Origin of the sequence: Methylobacterium komagatae (assembly GCF_042661665.1) — a bacterium.
GTDB lineage: Bacteria > Pseudomonadota > Alphaproteobacteria > Rhizobiales > Beijerinckiaceae > Methylobacterium > Methylobacterium komagatae.
Genome location: NZ_JBHSWN010000001.1, coordinates 4200077 through 4221555, shown reverse-complemented (window position 1 = coordinate 4221555; position 21479 = coordinate 4200077). Strand labels below are relative to the sequence as shown.

Genomic DNA, 21479 nt, shown 5'->3' with positions numbered 1-21479 from the left:
GCCGCTTCCAGCCTCGCTGGCTAGAGCCACTGAACGGCTAGGTTGGATGGGCTTTTGCCCGTCCGCTTTTGGATGGAAAGTGGTGAGAGTCGACATGGGATGAGCAGCGGGAGTTCGGCGATTGGCCGTCACTGCGTCAGCGTCCGAAGCTCCCCACGAGCTAAGCCGATCAGGGTTCGGACGAACAGCCAGCCAATGACGAGCGTGGCCAGCCCGAGCAGGGCCAGGGCGAGGCCGTCGGTCGCCAGAGCCCACTCCGCTGTCGCGATGCGCAGTGCCGCGACGGCGACTGCGGCGAGCGGGAAGCTTACACCCCACCAAGAGACGCGGAAAGGACAGGCGCGACCGAACCGGGCCAGCTTCGGCAGCAGCACGGTGAGCAGGAACAGTGCGACCGCGAAAAGTGACTCCGCGAAGAGATCAAGTGTGCCCGTTGTGGCGACATACGATGAGAAGCCGACCGCGAACGGCGCGGCGAGGATCAGGAGTGACGGCTGCAAGGCGGCGGGCAGCGGCGCCTCGAACAGAAGGCGGGACAGGATCAGCGTGAACAGAGGCACGGCGAAGAAAAGCCCTACCGCCAGCGCGAAGATCATCACCCCCTGCATCGGCGGCAGGCCGAGTCCCGGAAGGGCCAGGGGCACATCGAGCAGGCCGACCACCGGCACGATCCAGGCCGGTGTCGCATGCGCCGCCTGCTGCCGGTCGCTGAGCCAGCGCGTCACTATCAGCCACGCGAACAGCATCATGCCGAGGGCGCCGGCGATCCACAGCACACGCGCCAGCGTGAGGCTGAAGGGCGCCAGGGTGATCGGTAGCAGGAGGAGGCTGATGAGAGGCGTGCCGAACAGGTTGCCGGCGATAGGGTGGCGAAACTCCGCCCGCACGGCCTCAGGAGCGATGATGGCCTTGGCGGCATAGGCCGCCATGAGAGCGAGGAAGGCCGCTGCGGCGATCAGCCCGATGGCCTCCCCGAGCCAGGGCGGCACGCCATACCGCACATGGGCGAGCCGCCATGCGACGCTCAGTCCCGTCAATCCCATCACCGCCGCGAACAGGCCGACCGGCAACGCCTCGATATGCCGCCAGCCTCCCGGCAGAGGGGGCTGGTCCGGGACACGATGGGCAGTCAGCGTGGCTTCGCTCGGCTCGCCTTCGACGACCTGCAGCATCGACGAACTCCCACTCAACGAGGCATCGAATCCTTCGCGATCTCAGCCGAGACCATAGCGGGAGGCCGGTATGCTGCGGGAGAGGTTGGGACCAAGGCGGAAGCGGGCGGCTTCGAGGGACTGCCAGTCACCGAGATCGGGGAGCGAGGGAATCGTGACGGTCTCGCCCGCATCGAGGCCGGCCAGTGCCGCCGCCACAAGGTCGCTCGCCTCCATGATCATCTCGGAGGGAATCTGCCCGATATCCGCGCCTGTCCGGTCGAAGAAATGGGTTCGGGTGACGCCGGGCAGCACCGCCTGGAACCGCACGCCCTTGCCGGCGAGTTCGGCCCCGAGCCCCTGCGTCAGCGCCAGAACGAAGGCCTTGCTCGCCGCGTAGGAAGCGTTGAAGCGCTCAGGGATGATGGCGACGGCGGAGGAGATGTTGATCACCGTGCCCGCTCCCCTCTCGCCGAATGCCTTCGCCGCCGCGAGGGACAGGGTCTGCAGCGCCCTGACGTTGAGGTCGAGCAGCCCGTCATAGAGGCTGACGGGGCTGTCGAGGGCGGGGCCGAGCGGCCCGAGGCCAGCGCAGTTCACGAGGACGCGCAGGGCGGTATCCGTGGCGACGCGGTCCCGCACCGACGCAAGATCCTCTGGTCGGGTCAGGTCGGCCGACAGGACCTCCACAGTCACGCCGGCCTCTCGGCCGAGACGCTCCGCCGCTGCCCGCAGCCGGGCCTCGTCGCGCGCGACAAGGATGAGGTCGTGGCCCCGGGCAGCCAATTGGTTGGCATAGGCCGCGCCGATCCCCGAGGAGGCGCCCGTCACGAGCGCCGTGCCTGTGTGCTGGGTCATCGAGGTATCCTTGTCAGACGCCGGAGAGCTTGGTGTTGGCGACCGGCAGCGCGCGGACCCGCTGGCCGGTGAGCGCCGCGATGGCGTTGAGGACGGCGGGCGGCACGCCCGGCAGACCCGGCTCGCCGACCCCGCCCATCGGCGCGCCGCTCTCAACGATGCGCACATGGACCTTCGGCATGTGCTCGCGGCGCAGGACCGGATAGGTGTCGTAGTTCTGCGATTGCCGCACGCCGTCGCGGTAGACGATCTGCTCGAACAGGACCGAGGACAGGCCGAGCGCCGCCGCCGATTCCACCTGCGCCTTGACGATGGCCGGGTTGACGATGCTGCCGGGATCGAAGGCGATCCAGAGGTTGTGGACGCGAGCCTCGCCACCCTCAACCGAGACCTCCGCGATGGTCGCCGTCTCCGAGCCGAAGGGCGAAGCCATGGCGAGGCCGCGGGCGCGCATCGCGCCCTCCGCACGGTAGGGCCCGCGCCGCCAGCCGCCGGACATCTCTGCCACCGTCGTGAGCAGCGTCCGGTGCCGGGCGCTGCCCTGGAGAAGCGCCATGCGCAGCGCGAACGGGTCCTGCCCGCCGGCCTGGGCGATCTCGTCCAGGAAGCTCTCGTAGAACGCATCGTTCATCGAGTGTCCGACGGAGCGCCAGAAGGCTATGTTCACCGGGTGGGCGACCTTCGTGAAGGTCATGCGCCGGTTCGGCACCGCGTAGGGCTTCTCAACGATGCCCTCGACCGCCGAGGGATCGACGGGGGTCTGCATCATCACGCTGAAGTAGCGGCCGATCGGGCCCTCCCCCACGGTGCGGACCTCGATGGCTGTCGGTTGCCCTGCTGCGTTGAGGGCCGCGCGGAAGCGGCTGAAGCTCAAGGGGCGCACGGCGTCTCGAGCGAACTCCTCCTCCCGCGACCACAGCACCTTCACGGGCCGCCCGGTCGCCTTGGCGAGGAGGATCGCCTGCGGGAACGGGTTACCCGCCTCGTAGGTGAAGTGGCGGCCGAAGAAGCCGCCGAGCATCGGCGAATGGATGCGGACCTGGGCCGGCTGCAGTCCGGCGACCTTGGCCGAAACCGCCTGGAACACCTCAGGCATCTGGTTCGGGAGCCAGACGTCGAGGGTGCCGTCGCTGTCGAAGCGGGCAATGGAAGAGGGCGGCTCCAGCTGGGCGTGGGCGAGGTAGGGGGCCTCGTAATCGGCCTCCACCACCTTGGAAGCCTGGGCGAAAGCCGCGGCCACGTCGCCCTGCTCCTCCGCCACGTGTCCCGGTTCGGTCGAGGTCTTGAGGGCTGCGAGCATGCCCTCGGACGAGAAGTCGGCCGCGACCGTGTCGATGCCGCTAGCCTTGGGCGCCGACCACTCGACCTTGAGGGCCTCGACGGCCTTGCGCGCCCGCCACCAGCTGTCGGCGGTAACCGCCACCGCACCTGGCAGGCGGTGCACCGAGTGGACACCCGGCATCGCCTTCACGTCGGCCTCGTTGGCGAGGCTCGTGGGCTCCGTGCCGAGGCGCGGGGCGTGCTGCACGGCGGCGTAGAGCATCCCCTCGATCGTCTGGTCGATGGCGTAGACCGCCCTCCCCGTGGACTTGTCCCGCACGTCGAGGCGGGGGACCGGCTGGCGGATGTAACGGAAGGTCACCGGGTCGCGCAGCGGAACGCTCTCGTTCGGCTTGAGCTTCAGGGCGTCGACGGCGAGGTCACCATAGGAGAGCGATCGGTTCGTGGCCGCGTGCAGCACCATCCCATCGTGGGTGGTGAGTTCGCCGTCCTGAACCTTGAGCCGGGCGGCCGCCGCGCGGATCATCAGATCGCGGGCGGTCGCACCGAGGCGGCGCATGGTCTCGTAGCTCGACCGGGTGGAGAAGCTGCCGCCGGTCATGCGGATGCCGTTGACGACGGCATAGTCGGGGCCCGGCGGCGCGCATTCCACGACGAAGCGAGAGGGCGGAACGTCGAGTTCCTCCCCGACGATCTGCGCCATGCCGGTGGCGATGCCCTGGCCGCCCTCCACGAAGGGGCTCAAGAGCTTGATGGTGCCGTTCGGGTGGATCTCCAGGAAGGCGGCCACCCGCGTTCCGGGCTTCGGCGCGAGGGCACCCGCCCCCTCGCCGGGGCCCTGCGCCTCGGCGCGGGCCATGCGCGCCGGCAGGAATACGCTGAGGACGAGGGCGCCTCCCGCACCGGCGAGGAAGCGGCGGCGGGAGGGGGCTACGGGGCGGAGGAGCGGATGCATGGCAGGCTCCTCAGGCGGCGGCCTGCCGCACGGCGGCGGCGATGGCGTTGTAGGTTCCGCAGCGGCAGAGATTCGTCATCGCCTCGGCGATGTCGCCGTCGCTCGGGTGCGGCGTCTGCTTGAGCAGGGCGGTGGCGGCCATGACCTGACCGGACTGGCAGTAGCCGCATTGCGGCACCTGCAGCGCAACCCAGGCCTCGACGACCTTCCGGCCGACCGCGTCCTGCTCGATCGCCTCGATGGTGGTGATGGCCTGGGTGCCGACGCTGTCCAGCGGCACTTGGCAGGAGCGCGTCGCCTGGCCGTCGAGATGCACTGTGCAGGCCCCACACTGGGCGATGCCGCAGCCGTATTTCGTCCCGGTCAGGCCGAGCGTGTCGCGCAGGACGAAGAGCAGCGGAGTATCGGGCTCGGCATCGACTGAATAATGGCGGCCGTTGATTGAAAGGTTCACCATGTTCGCGAACTCCCGCCAGTAAGCAGCCCCCAAGGTCATGCTTAAGCAGAGGTCTCGGAACGACCTACGTCATATTTGCCACGTTTCCGGCCATGTCGGCGGATCAGACGACGGCAAGTGGCCCAGCCGCCCGGCGGATCGCCCGTGGGACCTCTCCCTGGACGCGGAGGAACGCCCGACGCATCCGCTCGCGATTGGCGAAGCCGGTGGCATCGGCGATCTCCTCAATGGGCAGGCGGCTCTGCTCCAGCATATGCTTGGCCGCCTCGACGCGCATCACCTCGATGGCCTTGGCTGGTGAGACGCCGGTCTCCGCGCGGAAGGCCCGGGTAAACTGGCGCGGGCTCAGGCAAGCAATCGCCGCAAGTTCCTCGGTTGTCAGCGGAAGCCGCAGATGTTGCCGCGCATAGGCGAGCACGCTCTGGATGCGGTCTGACGGAGCGTCGAAATCGAGCAGGGCCGAATGCTGGGCCTGGCCCCCGGCGCGGCGACGTTCCATCACCAGCCCGCGCGCCACAGTCTGAGCCAACTCCCGGCCGTGATCGCGCTCGACCATGCCGACGGCGAGATCGATGCCTGCCGACATGCCGGCGGAGGTCCATATGTTGCCGTCCGCGACGTAGATCTTGTCGATGTCGAGGTGACAATCGGGATAGCGCGCGCGGAACTGGGGCGCGTAGTGCCAGTGGGTCGTGGCTCGCCGTCCGCTCAAGAGGCCGGCATCCGCGAGGATGAAGGCCCCGAGGCACAGGCCCGCCAGACGGCGCGCGGAACGGGACGCCTCCCGGAGGAAGGCGAGAAGGTCCTGGCTCGGCTCCGGTACGCCGATCCCGGCGGCGACCAAGATCGTGTCGAAGGAAGATGGGTCGTGGAGCCGTTCGGTCCTGACATCGGGTCCTAGGCCAGAGCGAACGAGGCCGCCGGCTTCGGACAGGAGGTGCATGTCGTAGGCCGAGCCGCCGGCGTATTTGTTGGCAACGGCGAAGGGTGATGTCGCCGCCAACCCCATGAAATCGAAATCCGCGCAGATCACGAGGCCAATGCGACGGACGCCAGCCATCACCGATCACTCCCCATCAACTTTCGCGACTCTGGATTCTACATCAAGCTTTGGTCGATCCGAGACAAGCGGAGTGGCCGAAAACGAAGGTGGCAAAGTGGGTGCGCGAGACGGCCAAGTTGGGCCCAGACGTGGCCCCGAACCACAGCTGGCGGCACACGTGAAATACGAGAACATACGGTTCAAGACGACGGCGCGCGAAGACATGTGCCGGCCCAACTGGGTCTCTCCATCCTGAGACACCCGACGCTGGATCGCACTGGTGACCTCGGGTGGTGCATGAAGCACGGCCCGTCACGCAGGGCGCTTGCGGGTGTGATGGGCCGAACTGTGTCAGTGTCGGGTGGCAATCTCTCCCGAACCCCAGACGGCCCGGAAAGAATCGGCCTTTCCGAGGGCACTCCAGCCCCACCCGGACGCCGACCAGACATCCCCTACGCGCTGGAACTGCGTCGCACGGGCTATCATCAAGCCCGGCAGACCGAGAAGCCAGACGGCGCCGCTCTCAACGAACCAATGTCCGATGAGCGACTGGCTCTCCGACGCCAGCACGCCGCCCTCCAGGAATATCACATTCTCGACACCCCGGATCGTGTCGATCCGGCAGGATCCGACAAGATTCTCAGCCGACAAGGCAATCTCCGGCCTCCTCGCGTCGGCCGTGGGCCAGGACTCGCGGCACTCGGCAGAGGCCCGCCCCCAAACCCAGACAGCCCGGCCGTCCGCGAAGCTCACCGAATGAAGGCGACTCAACACCGGATAGGCATCCACGGCACACAGAGCCATCCCCTGCCCGGCATCGCCGCGAAAATCGATCACCTCCACGCCGGGCCGCGAGAACGCCGCCGGGTAACCGTGGGGATCCCTGCGCTCTAGGCTTGCGAGAAGCGCGATCTCCCAAGAGCGCGACGCCACCCATGACGTTTCCGCCGAGGGGTGCAGAGTGTTATCGAGGACAAGGCGGCTGGCGCGGCGCGCGAGCAAATCCGCCAAGTCGATCTCCATGAATAGGCTCCAGCCGTTGCGAACGGAGACGATCTCGGAGGGCGGCAGAATCAGAACAGAGCCGTCAGTTGCGATCTGCTCGTAAATCTTGGTTCCCCATGGGAACGTGATCGATAGACTCGAATCGGTGACCGACCAGGTTCCATCCGCAACCGTGCCGTCGGCGTGGACGAGGCGGCCATCCGGTCCGAAATATCCCAGGAAGTGCGGCGTCCCGCGCAGATCCCGGAGGCGAATGCGCAGATTCGCCAGGTCGGATCCCAACAGGTCCAAGAGGGTGGGCGGCACGCACGCCCGCACCGACGGGTCTTCGGCCGAAGTGGCAAGGAACGACGTTGCAGCTCCCCGTTCCTCGTTGCACCGTTCGGCGAAGTTTTGAATGAAGGGCCCGGACAGGTCCGGCTCCATCTTGCGCATGAAGAGAAGCTTTTGGACGTCGGCCGCGAACGTCGCCGCAGGAATATCCTTCTCCGCTCCGACGTTCGTTTCAGTTCTGAAGTAATGATGAAGTATTTCATTTCCCATATCATACTCTGGCGTGTATGCGATGGTATCGAAAAATTCATCTCCGGGGCAAATCCAAGGTCGCTCGCCGCGAACAATTCATTGCAATTCGAATTGTGCAGGATGGTGTCGACGAAGCGGCGACTCATCAGCAGGAATGGGTCTCCGGTCCGCATCTTGTGCTTGACCAGGACCGAGTGAGCCCATTGCATCACGCGCGGATGCATGCGCCGCGAATATGTGCTCCCCGCTTCATTCATCAGATCGATAAAGTGGGTGAGGCGACCAAAGGACATCCAGCGCATGTCGGCGGAGTGCCCCGCGATCATGTACTGCTGTCCACCGCCCTTGTACTGGCCCTCGAAGGTTTCAGCCCGAGGAGAAAAGTTGAATGCAGACATATTCAAGCGAAAATCGCTCGAATCATAAATCATCGGGAATTTTGCCAGGTCCGAGAAGCGATCGAGCTTCGCGTTCCGGAAGACATCGTCAAGGGCTTGATTATAGACAGTCGGAAGCTCCGCCACCACGGCGTCCGGCCACTCCATGTGCCATGCGGGCGGCGGCACAGAGTAGCGACGCTTCGCGTAGATCGCCCGATGACCGGGCTGACCCATCAGCGTGGCGAACTCGATCGGGCCGGTGAGCGGATATGTCTTGTTGCAGATGATCTGGAAGACCGCGTCGTCATTCGTGCGGGCGCTAAAGCATTCTAGGATGTCGAAGACATTCTGGAACAAAAGTTTCTGGCCGCCCCAGCTCGACGGATGGGCGATAATGCAAATTTACATTGCCCGCCAGCATGAGCGCCGACACCTGAGGGAAGCGCTCGATCGGCTCGCTGCCACCGACCGAGATAACATAGGTGTTCGCAGCGCGGGACAGGCTTCCAAACAGACGGAATAGACGCTCGACCTCGGCGTGCCACGTTATGAAGTACCAAACGGCCGGGCCGTTGTCGGTCGGAACTCCAAGACTTGAGACTTCAAAGGCTGCGTGCCAACGGTCATGCAACGGATCAGATGCGTGCCGGGACAGGGGATCGTCATGCCGTCCACATGGCGCATGGGCCAGGAGCCGTTCGAAATCCGCTGCTTCGTAAGACGCATGCCAAACTGCTTCGGCAGTCTCCAGCGTGGGCCTTGCGCCAAACGTCTTCAACGATGCCGCAAGATCGTCGGATCCAGCAGCCGGCTCCAGGAAATCGGCCTGGGAACGACGCAGGACTGCAAGGTCATCACGCCGGTACCCGGACACCACGTCCTTCGCCATCGCGCCGGTCAGAAGGGCATGTAGAACAGGGCCCGAGGCGTTCGATGCCTTCAAGCGCAGAGTGGCCGCTTCAACATCGCGAGTGGAGGCGAGAAGCCGGGAAACCAGACGACAGGCGGCCCGATAACCCCGCCCCCATCGATGCGCCGCGGCAACCTGCGCCGCGACCCATGCCAGTTGAACGGCCCTTGTGCCGACCCCATCGGTCACCGAGCGCTCGGCTTGAGCGACCCCAGTCATGAGATCATACTCGTCGAGGGCGAACAGTGCCCCGATCAGAAGGGGCTCCGTTCCGCCCTGATCGTACGCCAAATTAACATCTACGAGGTCGGACGCGGCAAGCGTCTTGAGCAGCTCGAGGCGATCCAGAATGGCAATCGCACTCTCGTCACCTCCGTCGAGCAAACTCTGAGACGATCCGACAGCCTTGTAGATGGCAAGCGCAGAACCGAAATCATGGCGTACGAAGGCATGGCGACAATAATGACCTAGGATTCTCCCGTGCAAGACGGGATTTTCCAAGAGCATTGGTATGGCGGGCGTCAGTAAATTGGCAAACGTATCGTGGTCGTGACTTTGCAGCGCGTAGTCAGCAAGCACCGCCCGCACGTTGTAGTCGGATGGCACATGTCGAAGAATGCGCTCGAAAACTGATTTTGCTTCTGCGTGTTGCCCCTGGCCACGATATTCATTGGCTGCCGTATGCAGGAGGGGGAGTACCGTCTCAAAATCGAAGCCAACATCGCCCTTCAGCAAGCTATCGCTTTGATGGATGGCTCTGGAATCCCGACCCTCTTCAAAAGAGCGATTGCTTCCGGGCTGTTAGCTATGATCGACAACGTATCTCTCGCAACTTTGGGTGAGAATCTCACGATCTCAACCAAGAGACATTTCAGACTGTGTCGTCGTCGGAAGCCTGCTGCCGAGCGACGGTAACCAATTGCCGCAGCCCCGAATCAAGGTCGACCTTGGGCGACCAGCCGGGCAAGGTAGCATGGGTATCCCAGGGCTTCATGACCTCACGGTCACGGTAGGGACGCCCTCCAAATTTCGCATCGACCGTCATGCCCAAGGCCGTCGCGATCCGGTCCACCAAGTCACGGACCGAGACGACCTCACCTGAGCGAACCGGGAAAACTTCCATGCCCCGGGCACTGGTCAGGAGCCGCTCGGCGGCTGCAAGGAAGGCGGATGTCACATCGCTGACGTGGACGAGATCGAGCGTCTGCAGACCGGGAGAGAGGACGACGGGTTCGTTCCGCAATGCGGCGCCGACGAGGTAGGGCAGCAGCTTCCGCCGTGGATCGGCGGGGCCGTAGACATCAAACAACCGCAGTGTCAGGACGTTAAAAGCTTTTGCCTCGACGTAGTAGCGAGCGACATCTTCAAACGCCTGCTTCGTGGCGGCATAAAGATTGGTCGGACTGTATGTGTCAGTCCCGTCGAAATGCTGCCATGACGTGCCGGTGTTGACGAAGCTGCGGCACCCGAGGGACGCCATGGCTTCTAAAATCAGCGTCGGGAACGTGATGTTGGCTGCCAGGATCTCGGCTACGCCGTCGGCCGTATGGTCGATGGCGACGGCGGAGGCGAGGTGGAAGACGACGTCGGGGGCGGCGGCTTCCACGGCGCACGAGACCGAGGCGATGCCGCCGTCGTAGAGATGGGTGACCACGCCAGGGTGATCACATGCCCGCCGTCCCAATGTGTGAACGCTCCACCCGCCGCGAAGGAGTTCGGCGAGCAGCCATCCCCCTACGTAGCCAGTCGCCCCTGTGAGGAGAGCCCGCCGCTGGTGCGGCGGGACATTCTTCGGACGTGCGGTGTTGAGGGGCATTCGAGGGATCAGCGACTCGCTCTGGCACCTTGCCGAAAGAACGCGGTGAACATGTCGGCCATGTAGTCGATGTGGTCGCGGCCGAGGCCTGGGTAGACGCCCACCCAGAAGGTCCGGTTCACGATGATATCGGCGTTGGTGAGATCCCCAACGACCCTATAGTTCCGGCCTTCCATGTACGGCTGCCGAATAAGATTGCCGCCGAACAGGAGCCGGGTCGCAATCTTCCGCTCGTTGAGGAACTTCACCAGATCGTCGCGGTCGAAGGGCGCATCCTCACGAAGAGTCAGGACATAGCCGAACCACGACGGCTCGCTGCGCGGCGTTGCCTCCGGCAGGATCAGGTACTCTTGGAACTGCGCCATGACTTCGTTCAGGTACGCGAAATTGCGCCGACGAATGTCGATGAAGGAGTCCAGCCGGTCCATCTGTGCGAGACCGACCGCCGCCTGCATGTCGGTGATCTTTAGGTTATACCCGAGATGGGAATATGTGTACTTGTGATCATATCCATGGGGCAGGGTGCCGAGCTTCCAGCCGAAACGCTTCTTGCAGGTGTTGTCCACGCCCGGCGGGCAGTAGCAATCACGGCCCCAATCGCGGATCGATTCCATGGCGCGAAGCACGAGCGACTGACCGGTGAAGACAGCACCACCCTCGCCCATCGTGATGTGGTGAGCGGGATAGAAGCTCAGGGTTCCGACATCGCCGAACGTCCCAACCGGCTTGCCATCGTAGGTCGCGCCGAGCGCGTCGCAGCAATCTTCGACCACCCAAAGATTGTACTTCTTCGCGACTCGCATCACCTCGCCCAGGTCGAACGGGTTACCCAGGGTATGGGCCACCATGATCGCCCGGGTCCGGTCAGTCACGGCCTCCTCGATGCGCGAGGGCATGATGTTGTAGGTCGGGATATCGACATCTACGAACACCGGAACCAAGCCGTTCTGCAGCGTCGGGTTGACCGTTGTCGGAAAGCCCGTCGCGGTGGTGATGACTTCGTCGCCGGGCTTCAGGGCACGGTCGCGATGCAGGTGCGAGGTCAGGGCGGTCAGCGCGAGGAGATTCGCGGATGACCCCGAATTGACTGTGAGCACCTTGCGGCGCTCGCCGATGAAGGCGGCCAAGCGGCTTTCGAACGCGTCGTTGAAGCGTCCGGTCGTCAGCCAGAAGTCGAGCGACGAGTCCACGAGGCTCATCATCTCGGCTTCGCCGTAGACCTTGCCCGACACCGGCACAGCGGACACGCCCGGCTCGAAAGCCTTGGTTGCATGGGCAATCCGAGCGTACTGCGCCGTCAGCTCAAGAATCTTCGCACGCAGGGCGTCGGCGTCGAGTGCGGTAGCGTCGTCCGTCTGCATTGACTTTCCTTAGATGCCAGGGGCCGCAAGGTAGCTCGTGATCTGATGCCGCGTCACGTCCCGCATGTTGCGACCCTCGGTCCGAGCCTTGTACCACTCCGTCGTCCGGGCGATCGTGTCCTCGAAATCCCATCGCGGTCGCCAGCCGAGCCTGAGGCGAGCCTTTGAGGAGTCGAGTTTCAGGTAATGGGCCTCGTGCGGCTGGGCTGCCTCGTCGCGTTTCCAGGCCCCCGCCCCCCAGTGGCGATAGAGGGCCTCCGTCACGTCGCCGACGTTGCGATCACCGCTCGAACTCGGACCAAAATTCCAGCCTTCGGCGAATGCGGCGCCGTCGGAAGCCGCCAGACGCTCGGCCAGCATCACATAGCCCGACAACGGCTCCAAGACATGCTGCCAGGGCCGAATGGCGCTAGGGTTGCGGATCTGTGCGCTCTCGCCCACCGCGACCGCGCGGATGAGGTCAGGCACGAGCCGGTCCTCGGAGTAGTCCCCTCCGCCGATGACGTTGCCGGCCCGCCCGGAGCCGACATTTATATGCGCCCCGCGCAGGAAAGAATCGCGGTACGCGGCGGTCACAAGTTCGGCGCACCCCTTGCTGTTGCTATAGGGGTCATGGCCGCCCATGGCCTCATTCTCGCGATAGCCCCACTCCCATTCACGGTTTTCGTAGCACTTGTCGCTGGTGACAACGAGCACAGCCTTGACATGCTCGACCCGACGGCAGGCTTCGAGGAGATGGACTGTACCCATGACGTTGGTGGAATAAGTGTCCACCGGATCCCGGTACGAGAGGCGCACGAGGGGCTGCGCGGCCATATGAAACACAACGTCCGCCTCGCTCCGGCGGAGCGCCGCCGTCAGGGCTTCGGCGTGGCGAATATCCGCGATTTCCGACGAGGCCATGACATCCTCGATGGCGCCATGGCGGAACAGCGATTCTTCGACGGCTGCGAGGGCGTAGCCATGGACCTCGGCGCCCCAATCCGACAGGAGGAGCGAGAGCCAGGAACCCTTGAATCCGGTGTGCCCCGTCAGGAAGACTTTGCGGCCGTGCCAGAAATTAGGGTCCATGATCACCACACCTTCCATGGGGCCTTCCCGCCCTCCCACATACCCTCGAGCGTGATCTTGTCACGTAGCGTATCCATCGGCTGCCAGAAGCCTTCGTGCAGATACGAGTGCAATTGCTGGTCCATGGCGAGGCGCCGGAGCGGCTGCTGCTCCCAGACGGTCTCATCGCCCTCGATATAATCGAACACGCCTTGGCCGCAGACGAAAAAGCCGCCGTTTATCCAGGATCCGTCACCGACCGGCTTCTCCTCGAAATGGTCGACGAGCGTGTTCCGGAGGGTGAGCGCGCCGAAGCGCGCCGGCGGGCGGACGCCCGTCAGCGTCGCCATCCCGCCGTGCTGCCGGTGGAAATCGACCAGCGCCGTCAGGTTCAGGTTCGATACACCGTCGCCGTAGGTCATGCAGAAGATGTCTTCGCCTTTCAGATAAGGCTTCACCCGCAGAAGGCGGCCACCCGTCATGCTGTTTTCGCCGGTATCGACCAGCGTTACACGCCACGGCTCCGAAGTATTGTGGTGGATCGTCAGATTATTATTGGCCAGATCGAACGTCACATCCGACGTATGGAGAAAGTAATTAGCAAAGTATTCTTTGATCACGTAGCCCTTGTAGCCCAGGCACACAACAAAATCATTGATTCCGTAGGCGCTGTAGATTTTCATGATGTGCCAGATGATCGGCCTGTCGCCAATCAGGACCATCGGCTTGGGACGCGATCCCGTCTCCTCGCCCAACCGCGTTCCCAGACCACCCGCCAGTATGACTGCCTTCATCGTACGTCTCACGGTTGGATGAACAGGGTGGACCGGATCGAACAGGCCGCACGAGCGGCGACCAGACGAGTTTCACAGCGAGGCCGAATGCAGGAATTTGACGGGCGAAGCAAGCAATACAGCACCGCTGCTACAGGCAGATTCAGGGCCTACCCCGTATCGACCGACCGCCAACGACGGCGCGAGATCTACACATCGGAATCGCGCCAATCAAGGCTTACGAACACAACTCGAAGGTCATCGGGAACGGCCCGGCCGACGATACGCCAGTGCATGCAAAATCTTGAAGGTGTAGAGTGATTTGAACCCCGCCTGGTTTAAGCGCCTCGATTGGCAAGGGAGGCACGAACGGGGAAGCGATAGCCTCATTTTTGTCAGATTATCACAAGATTGAGGCAAAAGACGGCCACAGCCACATGTCTAGGAATTATTTCTAAAGCGGGCGGCGTTAGCGGCGAGCGCATCGGGATTGAATGAACCAGACCACAATCCAAGTGCCGTCATCGCGCGCGTGCGTCAGCCAACTTGCCCTCAGAAACAGTAGGATCATGACCGTTGTGTGAGCGCGCAACAGAAGTGGCGTACAAAATACATGGCTCCTCCGGTAGGCGCCGGACAAAGGTTGATTTCTCCATACCAAAGCGGCATCATGGGCCATCTCAGTGAATTTGTGCATCAACGATTGGCCCTAAACTGTGGTCAAGCGTCAAACTTTGGCGCGCTGGCTGTGAGTAATCTCTGATTATTCATAAGGTTATTGGATTGCGTGAATTGTAAGTTCGAACTCTTCATAAATCCATTGCAGCACGATGTTTCGCTTGAAGGTGGAGATCAGTATGGCAGACGTACTCGTGACTGGTGCCGGCGGCGTGCTAGGGAATGCGCTCGTCCAGGCACTTGAGGCGGAAGGTACGGATTTTGTCGCGGTAGCATCTCGCCGGGATTGCAATCTGGAAGATTATTCGGACACGCTCAAGCTGTTCGAATCCTGCCAGCCAAAGCAGGTCTATCACTTGGCGGGTGCGGTATACGGCGTGGGCGGCAACATGGCCTACCCCGGCGACATCTTCCGGCGCAACACACTTATTAATTGCAACGTGGTCGAGGCAGCGCGAACGGTTGGCGCGACGCGATTCCTCGGCATGGGTACGGTGGCGATGTATGCCGATGGCCTGCCCATGCCCCTGCGTGAGGACGACGTTCTAACCGGCCAGCCGCACAGTTCCGAACGGTTCTATGCCTTCGCCAAGCGAGGCCTGCTGATGCAGCTGGAAAGTTACCGGTTGCAATACGGTATGGACTATGTGATGGCCCTGTCGACCAATTTGTACGGGCCCGGTGATCGCTTCGACCCGGAGCATGGCCATGTCATCCCCTCCCTCATTCACAAGTTTGTAGCGAGCCGGAACAAGGAGCCTGTTTCCGTGTGGGGGGACGGCAGCCCGACACGCGATTTCTTGTATTCGCGCGATGCTGCGGATGGCCTTATTCTGCTGATGAAGTCCGGGTCGGGCGTGTATAACCTTGCTTCGGGGCGTTCTATTACCATCCGTAGCTTGGTCGAGACGATTGCGGGGCTTGTCCCGGAGGCAACCTACGCGTGGGATGTCGATAAGCCGCTCGGACAATTGCGCCGTGCCTATGACATCAGTCGCCTTTCCGACCTTGGATTCGTGGCGCGAACCGAATTGCAGGACGGCCTGTCTGAGACGCTGAATTGGTACCTTGAAAATTTGGGCCACGTTCGGAGCTGATTCTCGCGATCAGACGCACCACGACGGCCGCATCCTGAGTACGGAGTTTCGATGATTTCTGCGCCCCCCTGTCGCGGGCAACTTTCGCGGTCATTTTGACCTGGCCGGAAGTCAAAAACGCGGAATATGAAGTCGTTCAACGGCTGTGCGTCGCTTCCGCGAACATCGGCGCACGGGCGACCATCGTGGACAATGACGGATATCCGATCTGGTCAACGTTCAAGAACATCGATCCATCCGACCCGCGGATCGATCGGGACGAATACGACTTCGTTATTTCTCTGCATTTCGAGTCGCCGCGACTTTTTGATATACCTTCATATTCTGCACTCTGGAACCCTCTAGAGTTCTATTTCATGTTCGGTTACGAAAAATCGATCATGAAGCTTGTGAGTCACAACTACGCCCTATCGTGTGACTCCGACTTGGCCGACAATCACGCGCTCAATCTCTTCCAGGGACTTGGGAGGCCGGTCACGGACCTGCCGAAGCTATTTCACAGCCCCCCGAACCCTACCTTCCTCCCGCCATCACCGAAACGTCCAAACTTTTCTACATCGGCATCAACTGGGAACGGCTCGGTGGACCTAAGGGCCGGCATCACGATCTTCTCGAGACCCTCGACGAAGAAGACTTGATCGCCATCTATGGCCCGGACGTCTTCCAGGGCGGCCGTCCTTGGGAGGGTTTCAAGACCTACCGGGGGCCGATCCCCTTCGACGGAAGAAGCGTCGTCAAGCGCCTTAACGAGGCCGGCATCTGCCTCGCGCTGTCGTCGAAGGCCCACCAGCAATCCGGCATTATGAGTAACCGACTGTTTGAGGGCCTCGCAGCCGGCACGGTGGTGATCGCCAACAAGCACCCGATCATCGACAAGTACTTCTCGGATTGCGTCTACGTCATCGACGATGATCGTCTCGATTCGGGCGAGTTAAGGGATTTGGTTCGGGATCTCATCATCAGCATCCGGCGTAATCCTGAGGAGGGACAGCGTCGCGCTCGGATCGGCCAGCAGCGGCTGGCCGAGATGTTCAGCCTCGAGCGCAGCCTCGAAACGCTCATCGCGACGCACGGCGAGCGAAGCAAGCGCGACGCCCTGCTCCTAGAGACCGGGGAAACACCGACGGTCACCGTAATCTTGCTCTATACGCAGACTAGTCGGAAAGAATTTGACGCCGTTCTCAAGAACGTGCTGCGCCAGCAGGGCGTTTCGATCGACCTCGTTTGCGTCTGCGACCGGAGACTAGCCGAGGACGTGGCCGGCCTGATCGAAAAGCACCGGCCGCGCTTGCGGTCGGTTCGTATGGAGGCCAGGGACTTCTACGGACTCGCAGACTTCCAGACGAAGTCCGCGCAGCGTCTACGGGGGACCGGCCCCGTGCTGCATACCCTCCTCGGCATGATCGAGTCAGAGTTCTTCGCCGTGTTGGGCCGCGACGATCACTGGTTCAGCGATCATCTCGTGACCACGGTCGCCGCGTTGACCCGAGTACCGGGAGCCACGATGGCTGCGGCCGGCCTCCTCGTCGAGGAGGCCGCAGAGAACGGCCGCACGGCGCGGCGACTCGAGGAATTGGCCTTCACGCATCATGAGGCGATCCTGAACGTAACGGAAGGCATCCACGGCGGACGCTTTGTCTTCCGTCGCGAGATCGGTCGAAATATTCGCCCCGAGACCATGGCGCTGCTCGATGGCGAGGAACCTGGCCTTCTTGCGCTGCAGGCGGTCCTGGCGGGTCAGGTGGGCCAGACCAATTACGCCACCTACGTGTCGCTTGCGCACGAACGCTGGAAGCGTCCGCAACCCGTCATCCCGGCGGAGCAGCAGCGCCAATTCATCCGTGATTCGGTCACGGGGGATCAGACTTGGCAAGCGATGCGCGTCCGCGCCGTCCCGATCTCGGCGACGCTCGCCGCATCGCCGGTTCGGTGGGAGCGCTATGCCCTGCCGACAGCGGCGGCGCCCCTGTTGCAGCCCAACCGCCTCTATCGCGTTGTGGCGGAAGGCAACGGCCGGCGCTTCCTCGGAAAAGGCTTCTCGCAGCCGGAGCAGCAGCAGGTCTGGATCGAAGACGATTCCGCCGAGATCCGTTTCCAGCTTGCCGATTACCGCGAGAATATGAGCCTCCGCCTGACCTGCTGGGCGCGCCCTGTCGTCGGCGCGTACCAGCGTCAGGGCTTCACCGTTACCCTGAACGATCTGCCGCTCGCTTATGCGGAGATCGACCAAACCCGCCGGACATTGAGTTTCCCGCTGCCGCCGAAGCTGGTTGGCGCGAGCGAGGACTTCAAGATTGCGATCGTTCCGGATTGGCCGGAGCCGATCAAGGACGCAACTGGCGCTGTTGTCGACCCACGACGCCTCAGCGTCGCCCTAGCCGATTTCGCCCTGGTTTGCACCGCGCCGCGGGTCAGGCTCGACGAGGTGCTGGAAACCAAGGCCGGCGCCGCCGGACTGCGACCGCTGCTCAACGGATTCTCGAGTGCGGAGCCGGAGGCTATCTGGATCGACGGGACGCACGCCTCGCTCGCTCTCCAGATCGATGGTGCGGAAGATGGCACGGCCGAACTCGTCCTGGACATGACGGGACGGACCGCGAACGATGGACAGGCTCAGCGCTGTACTGTGTCCGTCAACGGCGTCCGGTGCAGCGAAATTACTCTCACGGGCAATCGCCAGATGGTCGTGGTACCCTTGCCGGCGGCGGGCTATTCCGACGCGTCCTGGCACGTCGAACTCGATTTCGCGTCCGCGGACCCGGTGTTGGCCGCCGACGGCAGCATTCTCGATCCGAGAAAACTCTCTGCGCTCCTGCACAGCATCATGGTGCGCCGGAGCAGGCCGGGCTAAGTGTGGCGCTGCATTCCAGTGTTTCAACATTTCATCCGGCGCTCGCACGGCGGATTTTGCTGGCCGAACGGAGAACGCAATCGCTCTGTGAGGCCGCGGGCTCGGCCATTCACGGAAGGCGTTATCGATGCTGGGTTTTCTCAAGTCGCTGCGACGGAGGTCGTCTGCCCCCGACACGACGCTTCCCGGTTTTGATCGCGCGTATTACTTGGCCAACAACCCGGACGTGAAGGCGACCGGCCGCGATCCGCAGGCACATTTTCTCGAATACGGCTGGAAGGAAGGGCGCGACCCATCCTGGGGCTTCCGCCTTTCACGATACCTGCAGGCCAATCCGGACGTTCGCGACGCGGGAGTGAATCCCCTGGTGCATTTCCTAGAATTCGGCTTGGCTGAAGGGCGGGACTACGGCGCGCCTGGGGCACATGGCGAGAGCGCGGTGGTGAAGACCGCCGTGCTTGCCGGAGTGACGCCGTCCTCGCGCCCGCTCCTCACGACGGCGGATGAGAGCGGCCCCGCGATAGATCGTCTTTGGCGGCGCAAGGGCTCGTTGCAACGGATGGCGAAGACCGGAGTGGTCCTAGGCTACGATCCTCCGGCCCCATTGTCCTGAAGCGCCCTTCTCGGTTTGATCGGCACGGGTCTACCGATCGGGCCAAGCGATGCCTTCCGACCTTACAAGTGCGTCTTTGACGGGGCTCTGGCTCCTTGGCTCATCACGTTTCGCGCATCATGGACGTCAGGGGCCTCGATTGAGGCGAGGCCGGAGCCTTGGGCCTCGTCCTTGCGGGCGGTGAAGGAAAACAGGCGCCCGCTATTCTCTCAGAAGCGGGTAGTGGACCCGGCGGAGCGTTCCTAGACGGGCTGCTCGGCGCGGAGCGGCGCAAGGCCGGTTGGATGTGGCTAGAAGCGGAGGGCGATCCTAAGCCCTGGCGTCAGCAGACCGTACTCGGTCTCGGACGCTCGAATGCCGGCGTCCTGTGTGGCGAAGCAGGATCCGGCAACTGAGCACAGGAGGATCGAACTCAGCGCTCGGGCCTTCGATGGCCCTCCCTGAGCCGGTCGACCGCGAATTCTGCTGCGATGCCGATGGCGGCGCCTGCCAGGACATCGGCGGGGAAATGGGCCCCGCGTAGGACCTGCGCCGTGATGACGCCCGTCGCGACGGCGTAGGCAGGAGCCTGGATCTCCGGGTAGGCGCGGGCGGCGGCGCACGCGACGGCGGCGCTCAGGGCGGAATGGCCGGACGGGAAGGATTGCCAGGGCCCGACGCTCGTTCCCGACCACCCCCGAGCGTAGAAACCCTCATCCATAAGGACGTTGGGGCGGGTTCGGTGGACCGTCCTCTTCAAGCTCGTCTTTACGACGCCGGCCAGAATACCGGCTTCAAGCATGTGGCGGCCCGCTCCCGCGAGCCGGCGATCCCGCGCGAGGAGGCCGAGAGCGTAGGTGCCGGCCGACAGAGCGAGCAGCGATTTCCAACTCCCTATCTCGCTCGCCGTACCCAGAGCCCGGACCAAGGGCCGATCCTTGGCGCGCGCCAGATGAAGACCGGCGGCGACATCCACCGCCTCCGCCCCCTTGGCCGGGGCCACGGTCTTGGAGTGAGGCGGCAGGCGGGGGGTTCGCGCAAGCATGGCCGGAAACGCGCACAGTGAGATTTCGTTCGCATGAGCCCGATGCCCAGGACACGACACGGCCGAATTGGACTATCGGCGGATCGGCCCTTTCAATCTCGGCCGATGATCGAACCCATCTTCCACCTTGAGCGTTCATGGGGCGCTACAAGGAGGAATGAGACATGAAGGTGGTTTCGGCGACTGTGTTGGGCTTGGCTCTCCTCAGCGGACTGACACCCGCACTGGCGCAGCCCTATGGAGCGCGCGATTACGGATATGACCGTCGCGACTACGACGACCGCGACTACGACGACCGTGGCCGTCGTGGGTATGGACGGGATTACGATCGAGGCGGGCGCGGTGGCTACGCGTTCGATGAGCGCGAATATCTTCGCTGCAATCCCGACGTGCGCCGGGCGGTCATGCGCGGGCAGATGCCATCCGGCCTGACCCACTATCAGACGTATGGACGACGGGAAGGTCGTCGCCTCGAGCTGCTGACGGAGCCGCGGGGCATCCACGATGGGCGTGTACGGCCCGCTCTCGGTGAGCGGGCCGTCGCTGCCGTGACGCGTCGCCGATCGTTCGGATGACCGGTTCGGCCTGCCTCTTTTGGAGGTCCGATCGAGCCTGGAGGCAGACAGCCTTAGCGTTTGACGAAGCCGATATCGGCGGCGACACCCTTCAACCGATCCGGCTCGCGCTCCTTGCGCTCGCTGTAGCGGTCCACGAGGTGATCGGCCCGTTCGCGGGTGAGAAGCGTGAACTTCATCGAGCTCCTCGCACACATCCACGACCCGCTCGTAGAGCGGCCCGGGTCTCATCCGTCCGGCGTCGTCGAACTCCTTGTAGGCCATCGGCACACTGGACTGGTTCGGGATGGTGATCATCCGCATCCAGCGGCCCAGGATGCGCAGGGCGTTCACGGCGTTGAAGCTCTGCGAGCCGCCCGACACCTGCATGACGGCGAGGGTGCGCCCCTGGGTCGGCCGCACGCTGCCTTCGCTCAGCGGCAACCAGTCGATCTGGCTCTTCATCACGCCGGTCAGGGTGCCGTGCCGCTCGGGGGACACCCAGACCTGTCCTTCGGACCAGATCGACAGGTTGCGCAGCTCCTGCACCTTCGGGTGGTCGGCGGTGGTGTCGTCGGGCAGGGGCAGGCCGTCCGCGTGGAAGATCCGCACCTCGCCTCCCATGGCTTCGAGGAGCCGGGCCGCCTCGTAGGCCAGGAAGCGGCTGAAGGATCGCTCGCGCAGAGAGCCGTAGAGAATCAGGAATCGCGGCGCGTGCGAGAACGGCGCCACCGTCAGCAGGTTCTCGCGGGTCGGCACCGCAAAATGCGCTTCGCTGAGATTCGGCAGGCCATCGGTGAAGGGCTGGGCGGGCTTGTCCACGAACAGTTCTCTTCGCTCCCTCACACTCTCATTCGACGGTCATAGCGAAACCGGACGAACTTGGCAGCGAGGCGGCCGGGCGTCTCCCGTGTGGATGTCACTGCGTTGCCCCGCAAGAAGCCCGCGTCTTCCGCCATTCCGCGACCGTGAAGCGTCCGCAGCCCCCTGCCTTCCTTCGAGCGAGACCTCTATTGGCGCTATAGGGGCATGACCCCCGTGACCTCCAAGGCATCGATCTGTCGTAAATCGCCCGATTCATCCTCAACGATGATCATT

Annotated in this window: 18 protein-coding genes and 2 pseudogenes; 7 read left to right on the top strand and 13 right to left on the bottom strand. The window is 63.5% G+C overall.

The window, feature by feature from the left end; translation table 11 throughout:
* Positions 1-128 precede the first annotated feature (128 nt).
* The 6 genes from ACFQE0_RS21020 to ACFQE0_RS20995 form a co-directional block, all read right to left on the bottom strand.
* Positions 129-1172, bottom strand: a complete 1044-nt coding sequence (locus ACFQE0_RS21020) for an SLAC1 anion channel family protein (RefSeq protein WP_378973095.1) — start codon at positions 1170-1172, stop codon at positions 129-131.
* Between the two features lie 42 nt (positions 1173-1214).
* Positions 1215-2009, bottom strand: a complete 795-nt coding sequence (locus ACFQE0_RS21015) for an SDR family NAD(P)-dependent oxidoreductase (protein ID WP_378973093.1) — start codon at positions 2007-2009, stop codon at positions 1215-1217.
* Positions 2010-2022: 13 nt separating this feature from the next.
* Positions 2023-4245 carry a xanthine dehydrogenase family protein molybdopterin-binding subunit gene (locus tag ACFQE0_RS21010; RefSeq protein WP_378973091.1) on the bottom strand — a complete coding sequence of 741 codons (2223 nt, stop codon included), beginning with the start codon at positions 4243-4245 and terminating at the stop codon, positions 2023-2025.
* Positions 4246-4255: 10 nt separating this feature from the next.
* Positions 4256-4702 carry a (2Fe-2S)-binding protein gene (locus ACFQE0_RS21005; RefSeq protein ID WP_378973089.1) on the bottom strand — a complete coding sequence of 149 codons (447 nt, stop codon included), beginning with the start codon at positions 4700-4702 and terminating at the stop codon, positions 4256-4258.
* Between the two features lie 103 nt (positions 4703-4805).
* Entirely contained in the window at positions 4806-5762 is a 957-nt protein-coding gene (locus ACFQE0_RS21000) for a GlxA family transcriptional regulator (RefSeq protein WP_378973087.1), read from the bottom strand.
* A gap of 333 nt (positions 5763-6095) precedes the next feature.
* Complete coding sequence (locus ACFQE0_RS20995) at positions 6096-7292, bottom strand: hypothetical protein (RefSeq protein WP_378973085.1); 1197 nt, start codon at positions 7290-7292, stop codon at positions 6096-6098.
* A 17-nt stretch (positions 7293-7309) separates the two neighbouring features.
* Between ACFQE0_RS20995 and ACFQE0_RS20990 the strand changes: the two genes are divergently transcribed.
* Positions 7310-7987 (top strand): hypothetical protein, encoded by a 678-nt coding sequence (locus ACFQE0_RS20990; protein ID WP_378973083.1) that lies wholly within the window; start codon positions 7310-7312, stop codon positions 7985-7987.
* Here the strand turns inward: ACFQE0_RS20990 and ACFQE0_RS20985 are convergent.
* The 5 genes from ACFQE0_RS20985 to rfbF all read right to left on the bottom strand — a co-directional run bounded on the left by ACFQE0_RS20985 (position 7974) and on the right by rfbF (position 13585).
* A complete protein-coding gene (locus ACFQE0_RS20985; RefSeq protein WP_378973081.1) occupies positions 7974-9299 on the bottom strand; it encodes a hypothetical protein in 1326 nt (441 codons plus the stop codon). The genes ACFQE0_RS20990 and ACFQE0_RS20985 overlap by 14 nt on opposite strands.
* Positions 9300-9435: 136 nt before the next feature.
* Entirely contained in the window at positions 9436-10380 is a 945-nt protein-coding gene (locus tag ACFQE0_RS20980) for an NAD-dependent epimerase/dehydratase family protein (protein ID WP_378973079.1), read from the bottom strand.
* Between the two features lie 8 nt (positions 10381-10388).
* Positions 10389-11741: a lipopolysaccharide biosynthesis protein RfbH gene (gene rfbH, locus ACFQE0_RS20975; protein WP_378973077.1), complete on the bottom strand. Its 1353-nt coding sequence runs from the start codon at positions 11739-11741 to the stop codon at positions 10389-10391.
* Between the two features lie 9 nt (positions 11742-11750).
* Positions 11751-12812 (bottom strand): CDP-glucose 4,6-dehydratase, encoded by a 1062-nt coding sequence (gene rfbG, locus ACFQE0_RS20970; RefSeq protein WP_378973075.1) that lies wholly within the window; start codon positions 12810-12812, stop codon positions 11751-11753.
* Positions 12813-12814: 2 nt separating this feature from the next.
* A complete protein-coding gene (rfbF, locus tag ACFQE0_RS20965; protein WP_378973073.1) occupies positions 12815-13585 on the bottom strand; it encodes a glucose-1-phosphate cytidylyltransferase in 771 nt (256 codons plus the stop codon).
* A gap of 824 nt (positions 13586-14409) precedes the next feature.
* On the opposite strand from rfbF, the gene ACFQE0_RS20960 reads away from it, so the two are divergent.
* The 5 genes and pseudogenes from ACFQE0_RS20960 to ACFQE0_RS20940 all read left to right on the top strand — a co-directional run.
* Positions 14410-15339, top strand: coding sequence for an NAD-dependent epimerase/dehydratase family protein (locus ACFQE0_RS20960; RefSeq protein WP_378975607.1), 930 nt, complete (start codon positions 14410-14412; stop codon positions 15337-15339).
* A 185-nt stretch (positions 15340-15524) separates the two neighbouring features.
* Positions 15525-15977: a hypothetical protein gene (locus tag ACFQE0_RS20955; RefSeq protein ID WP_378973071.1), complete on the top strand. Its 453-nt coding sequence runs from the start codon at positions 15525-15527 to the stop codon at positions 15975-15977.
* Positions 15974-18190 (top strand): glycosyltransferase family protein, encoded by a 2217-nt coding sequence (locus tag ACFQE0_RS20950; protein WP_378973069.1) that lies wholly within the window; start codon positions 15974-15976, stop codon positions 18188-18190. The genes ACFQE0_RS20955 and ACFQE0_RS20950 overlap by 4 nt, the downstream gene beginning before the upstream one ends.
* A 127-nt stretch (positions 18191-18317) precedes the next feature.
* Positions 18318-18803 (top strand): hypothetical protein, encoded by a 486-nt coding sequence (locus ACFQE0_RS20945; protein ID WP_378973067.1) that lies wholly within the window; start codon positions 18318-18320, stop codon positions 18801-18803.
* Between the two features lie 102 nt (positions 18804-18905).
* Positions 18906-19171 (top strand): annotated as a pseudogene (locus ACFQE0_RS20940) (IS701 family transposase); the annotation flags it as partial.
* Between the two features lie 44 nt (positions 19172-19215).
* Here ACFQE0_RS20940 and ACFQE0_RS20935 read toward each other — a convergent pair.
* Complete coding sequence (locus ACFQE0_RS20935) at positions 19216-19827, bottom strand: phosphatase PAP2 family protein (protein WP_378973065.1); 612 nt, start codon at positions 19825-19827, stop codon at positions 19216-19218.
* A gap of 164 nt (positions 19828-19991) precedes the next feature.
* Here ACFQE0_RS20935 and ACFQE0_RS20930 point away from each other — a divergent pair, with 164 nt between their 5' ends.
* Positions 19992-20402, top strand: a complete 411-nt coding sequence (locus ACFQE0_RS20930; RefSeq protein WP_378973063.1) for a hypothetical protein — start codon at positions 19992-19994, stop codon at positions 20400-20402.
* Positions 20403-20455: 53 nt separating this feature from the next.
* Here ACFQE0_RS20930 and arsH read toward each other — a convergent pair.
* Positions 20456-21203, bottom strand: a pseudogene (gene arsH, locus ACFQE0_RS20925) (arsenical resistance protein ArsH).
* Positions 21204-21479: the final 276 nt, after the last annotated feature.

Excerpts from the sequence above, each read along its gene's own strand:
- ACFQE0_RS20995 (WP_378973085.1), bottom strand. The coding sequence starts at position 7,292 with ATGGGAAATGAAATACTTCATCATTACTTCAGAACTGAAACGAACGTC.
- ACFQE0_RS20935 (WP_378973065.1), bottom strand. The coding sequence starts at position 19,827 with ATGCTTGCGCGAACCCCCCGCCTGCCGCCTCACTCCAAGACCGTGGCC.
- ACFQE0_RS20945 (WP_378973067.1), top strand. The coding sequence starts at position 18,318 with ATGCTGGGTTTTCTCAAGTCGCTGCGACGGAGGTCGTCTGCCCCCGAC.
- rfbG (WP_378973075.1), bottom strand. The coding sequence starts at position 12,812 with ATGGACCCTAATTTCTGGCACGGCCGCAAAGTCTTCCTGACGGGGCAC.
- ACFQE0_RS20930 (WP_378973063.1), top strand. The coding sequence starts at position 19,992 with ATGAAGGTGGTTTCGGCGACTGTGTTGGGCTTGGCTCTCCTCAGCGGA.
- ACFQE0_RS21015 (WP_378973093.1), bottom strand. The coding sequence starts at position 2,009 with ATGACCCAGCACACAGGCACGGCGCTCGTGACGGGCGCCTCCTCGGGG.
- rfbF (WP_378973073.1), bottom strand. The coding sequence starts at position 13,585 with ATGAAGGCAGTCATACTGGCGGGTGGTCTGGGAACGCGGTTGGGCGAG.
- ACFQE0_RS20990 (WP_378973083.1), top strand. The coding sequence starts at position 7,310 with ATGCGATGGTATCGAAAAATTCATCTCCGGGGCAAATCCAAGGTCGCT.
- ACFQE0_RS21005 (WP_378973089.1), bottom strand. The coding sequence starts at position 4,702 with ATGGTGAACCTTTCAATCAACGGCCGCCATTATTCAGTCGATGCCGAG.
- rfbH (WP_378973077.1), bottom strand. The coding sequence starts at position 11,741 with ATGCAGACGGACGACGCTACCGCACTCGACGCCGACGCCCTGCGTGCG.
- ACFQE0_RS21000 (WP_378973087.1), bottom strand. The coding sequence starts at position 5,762 with ATGGCTGGCGTCCGTCGCATTGGCCTCGTGATCTGCGCGGATTTCGAT.
- ACFQE0_RS21010 (WP_378973091.1), bottom strand. The coding sequence starts at position 4,245 with ATGCATCCGCTCCTCCGCCCCGTAGCCCCCTCCCGCCGCCGCTTCCTC.
- ACFQE0_RS21020 (WP_378973095.1), bottom strand. The coding sequence starts at position 1,172 with ATGCTGCAGGTCGTCGAAGGCGAGCCGAGCGAAGCCACGCTGACTGCC.
- ACFQE0_RS20980 (WP_378973079.1), bottom strand. The coding sequence starts at position 10,380 with ATGCCCCTCAACACCGCACGTCCGAAGAATGTCCCGCCGCACCAGCGG.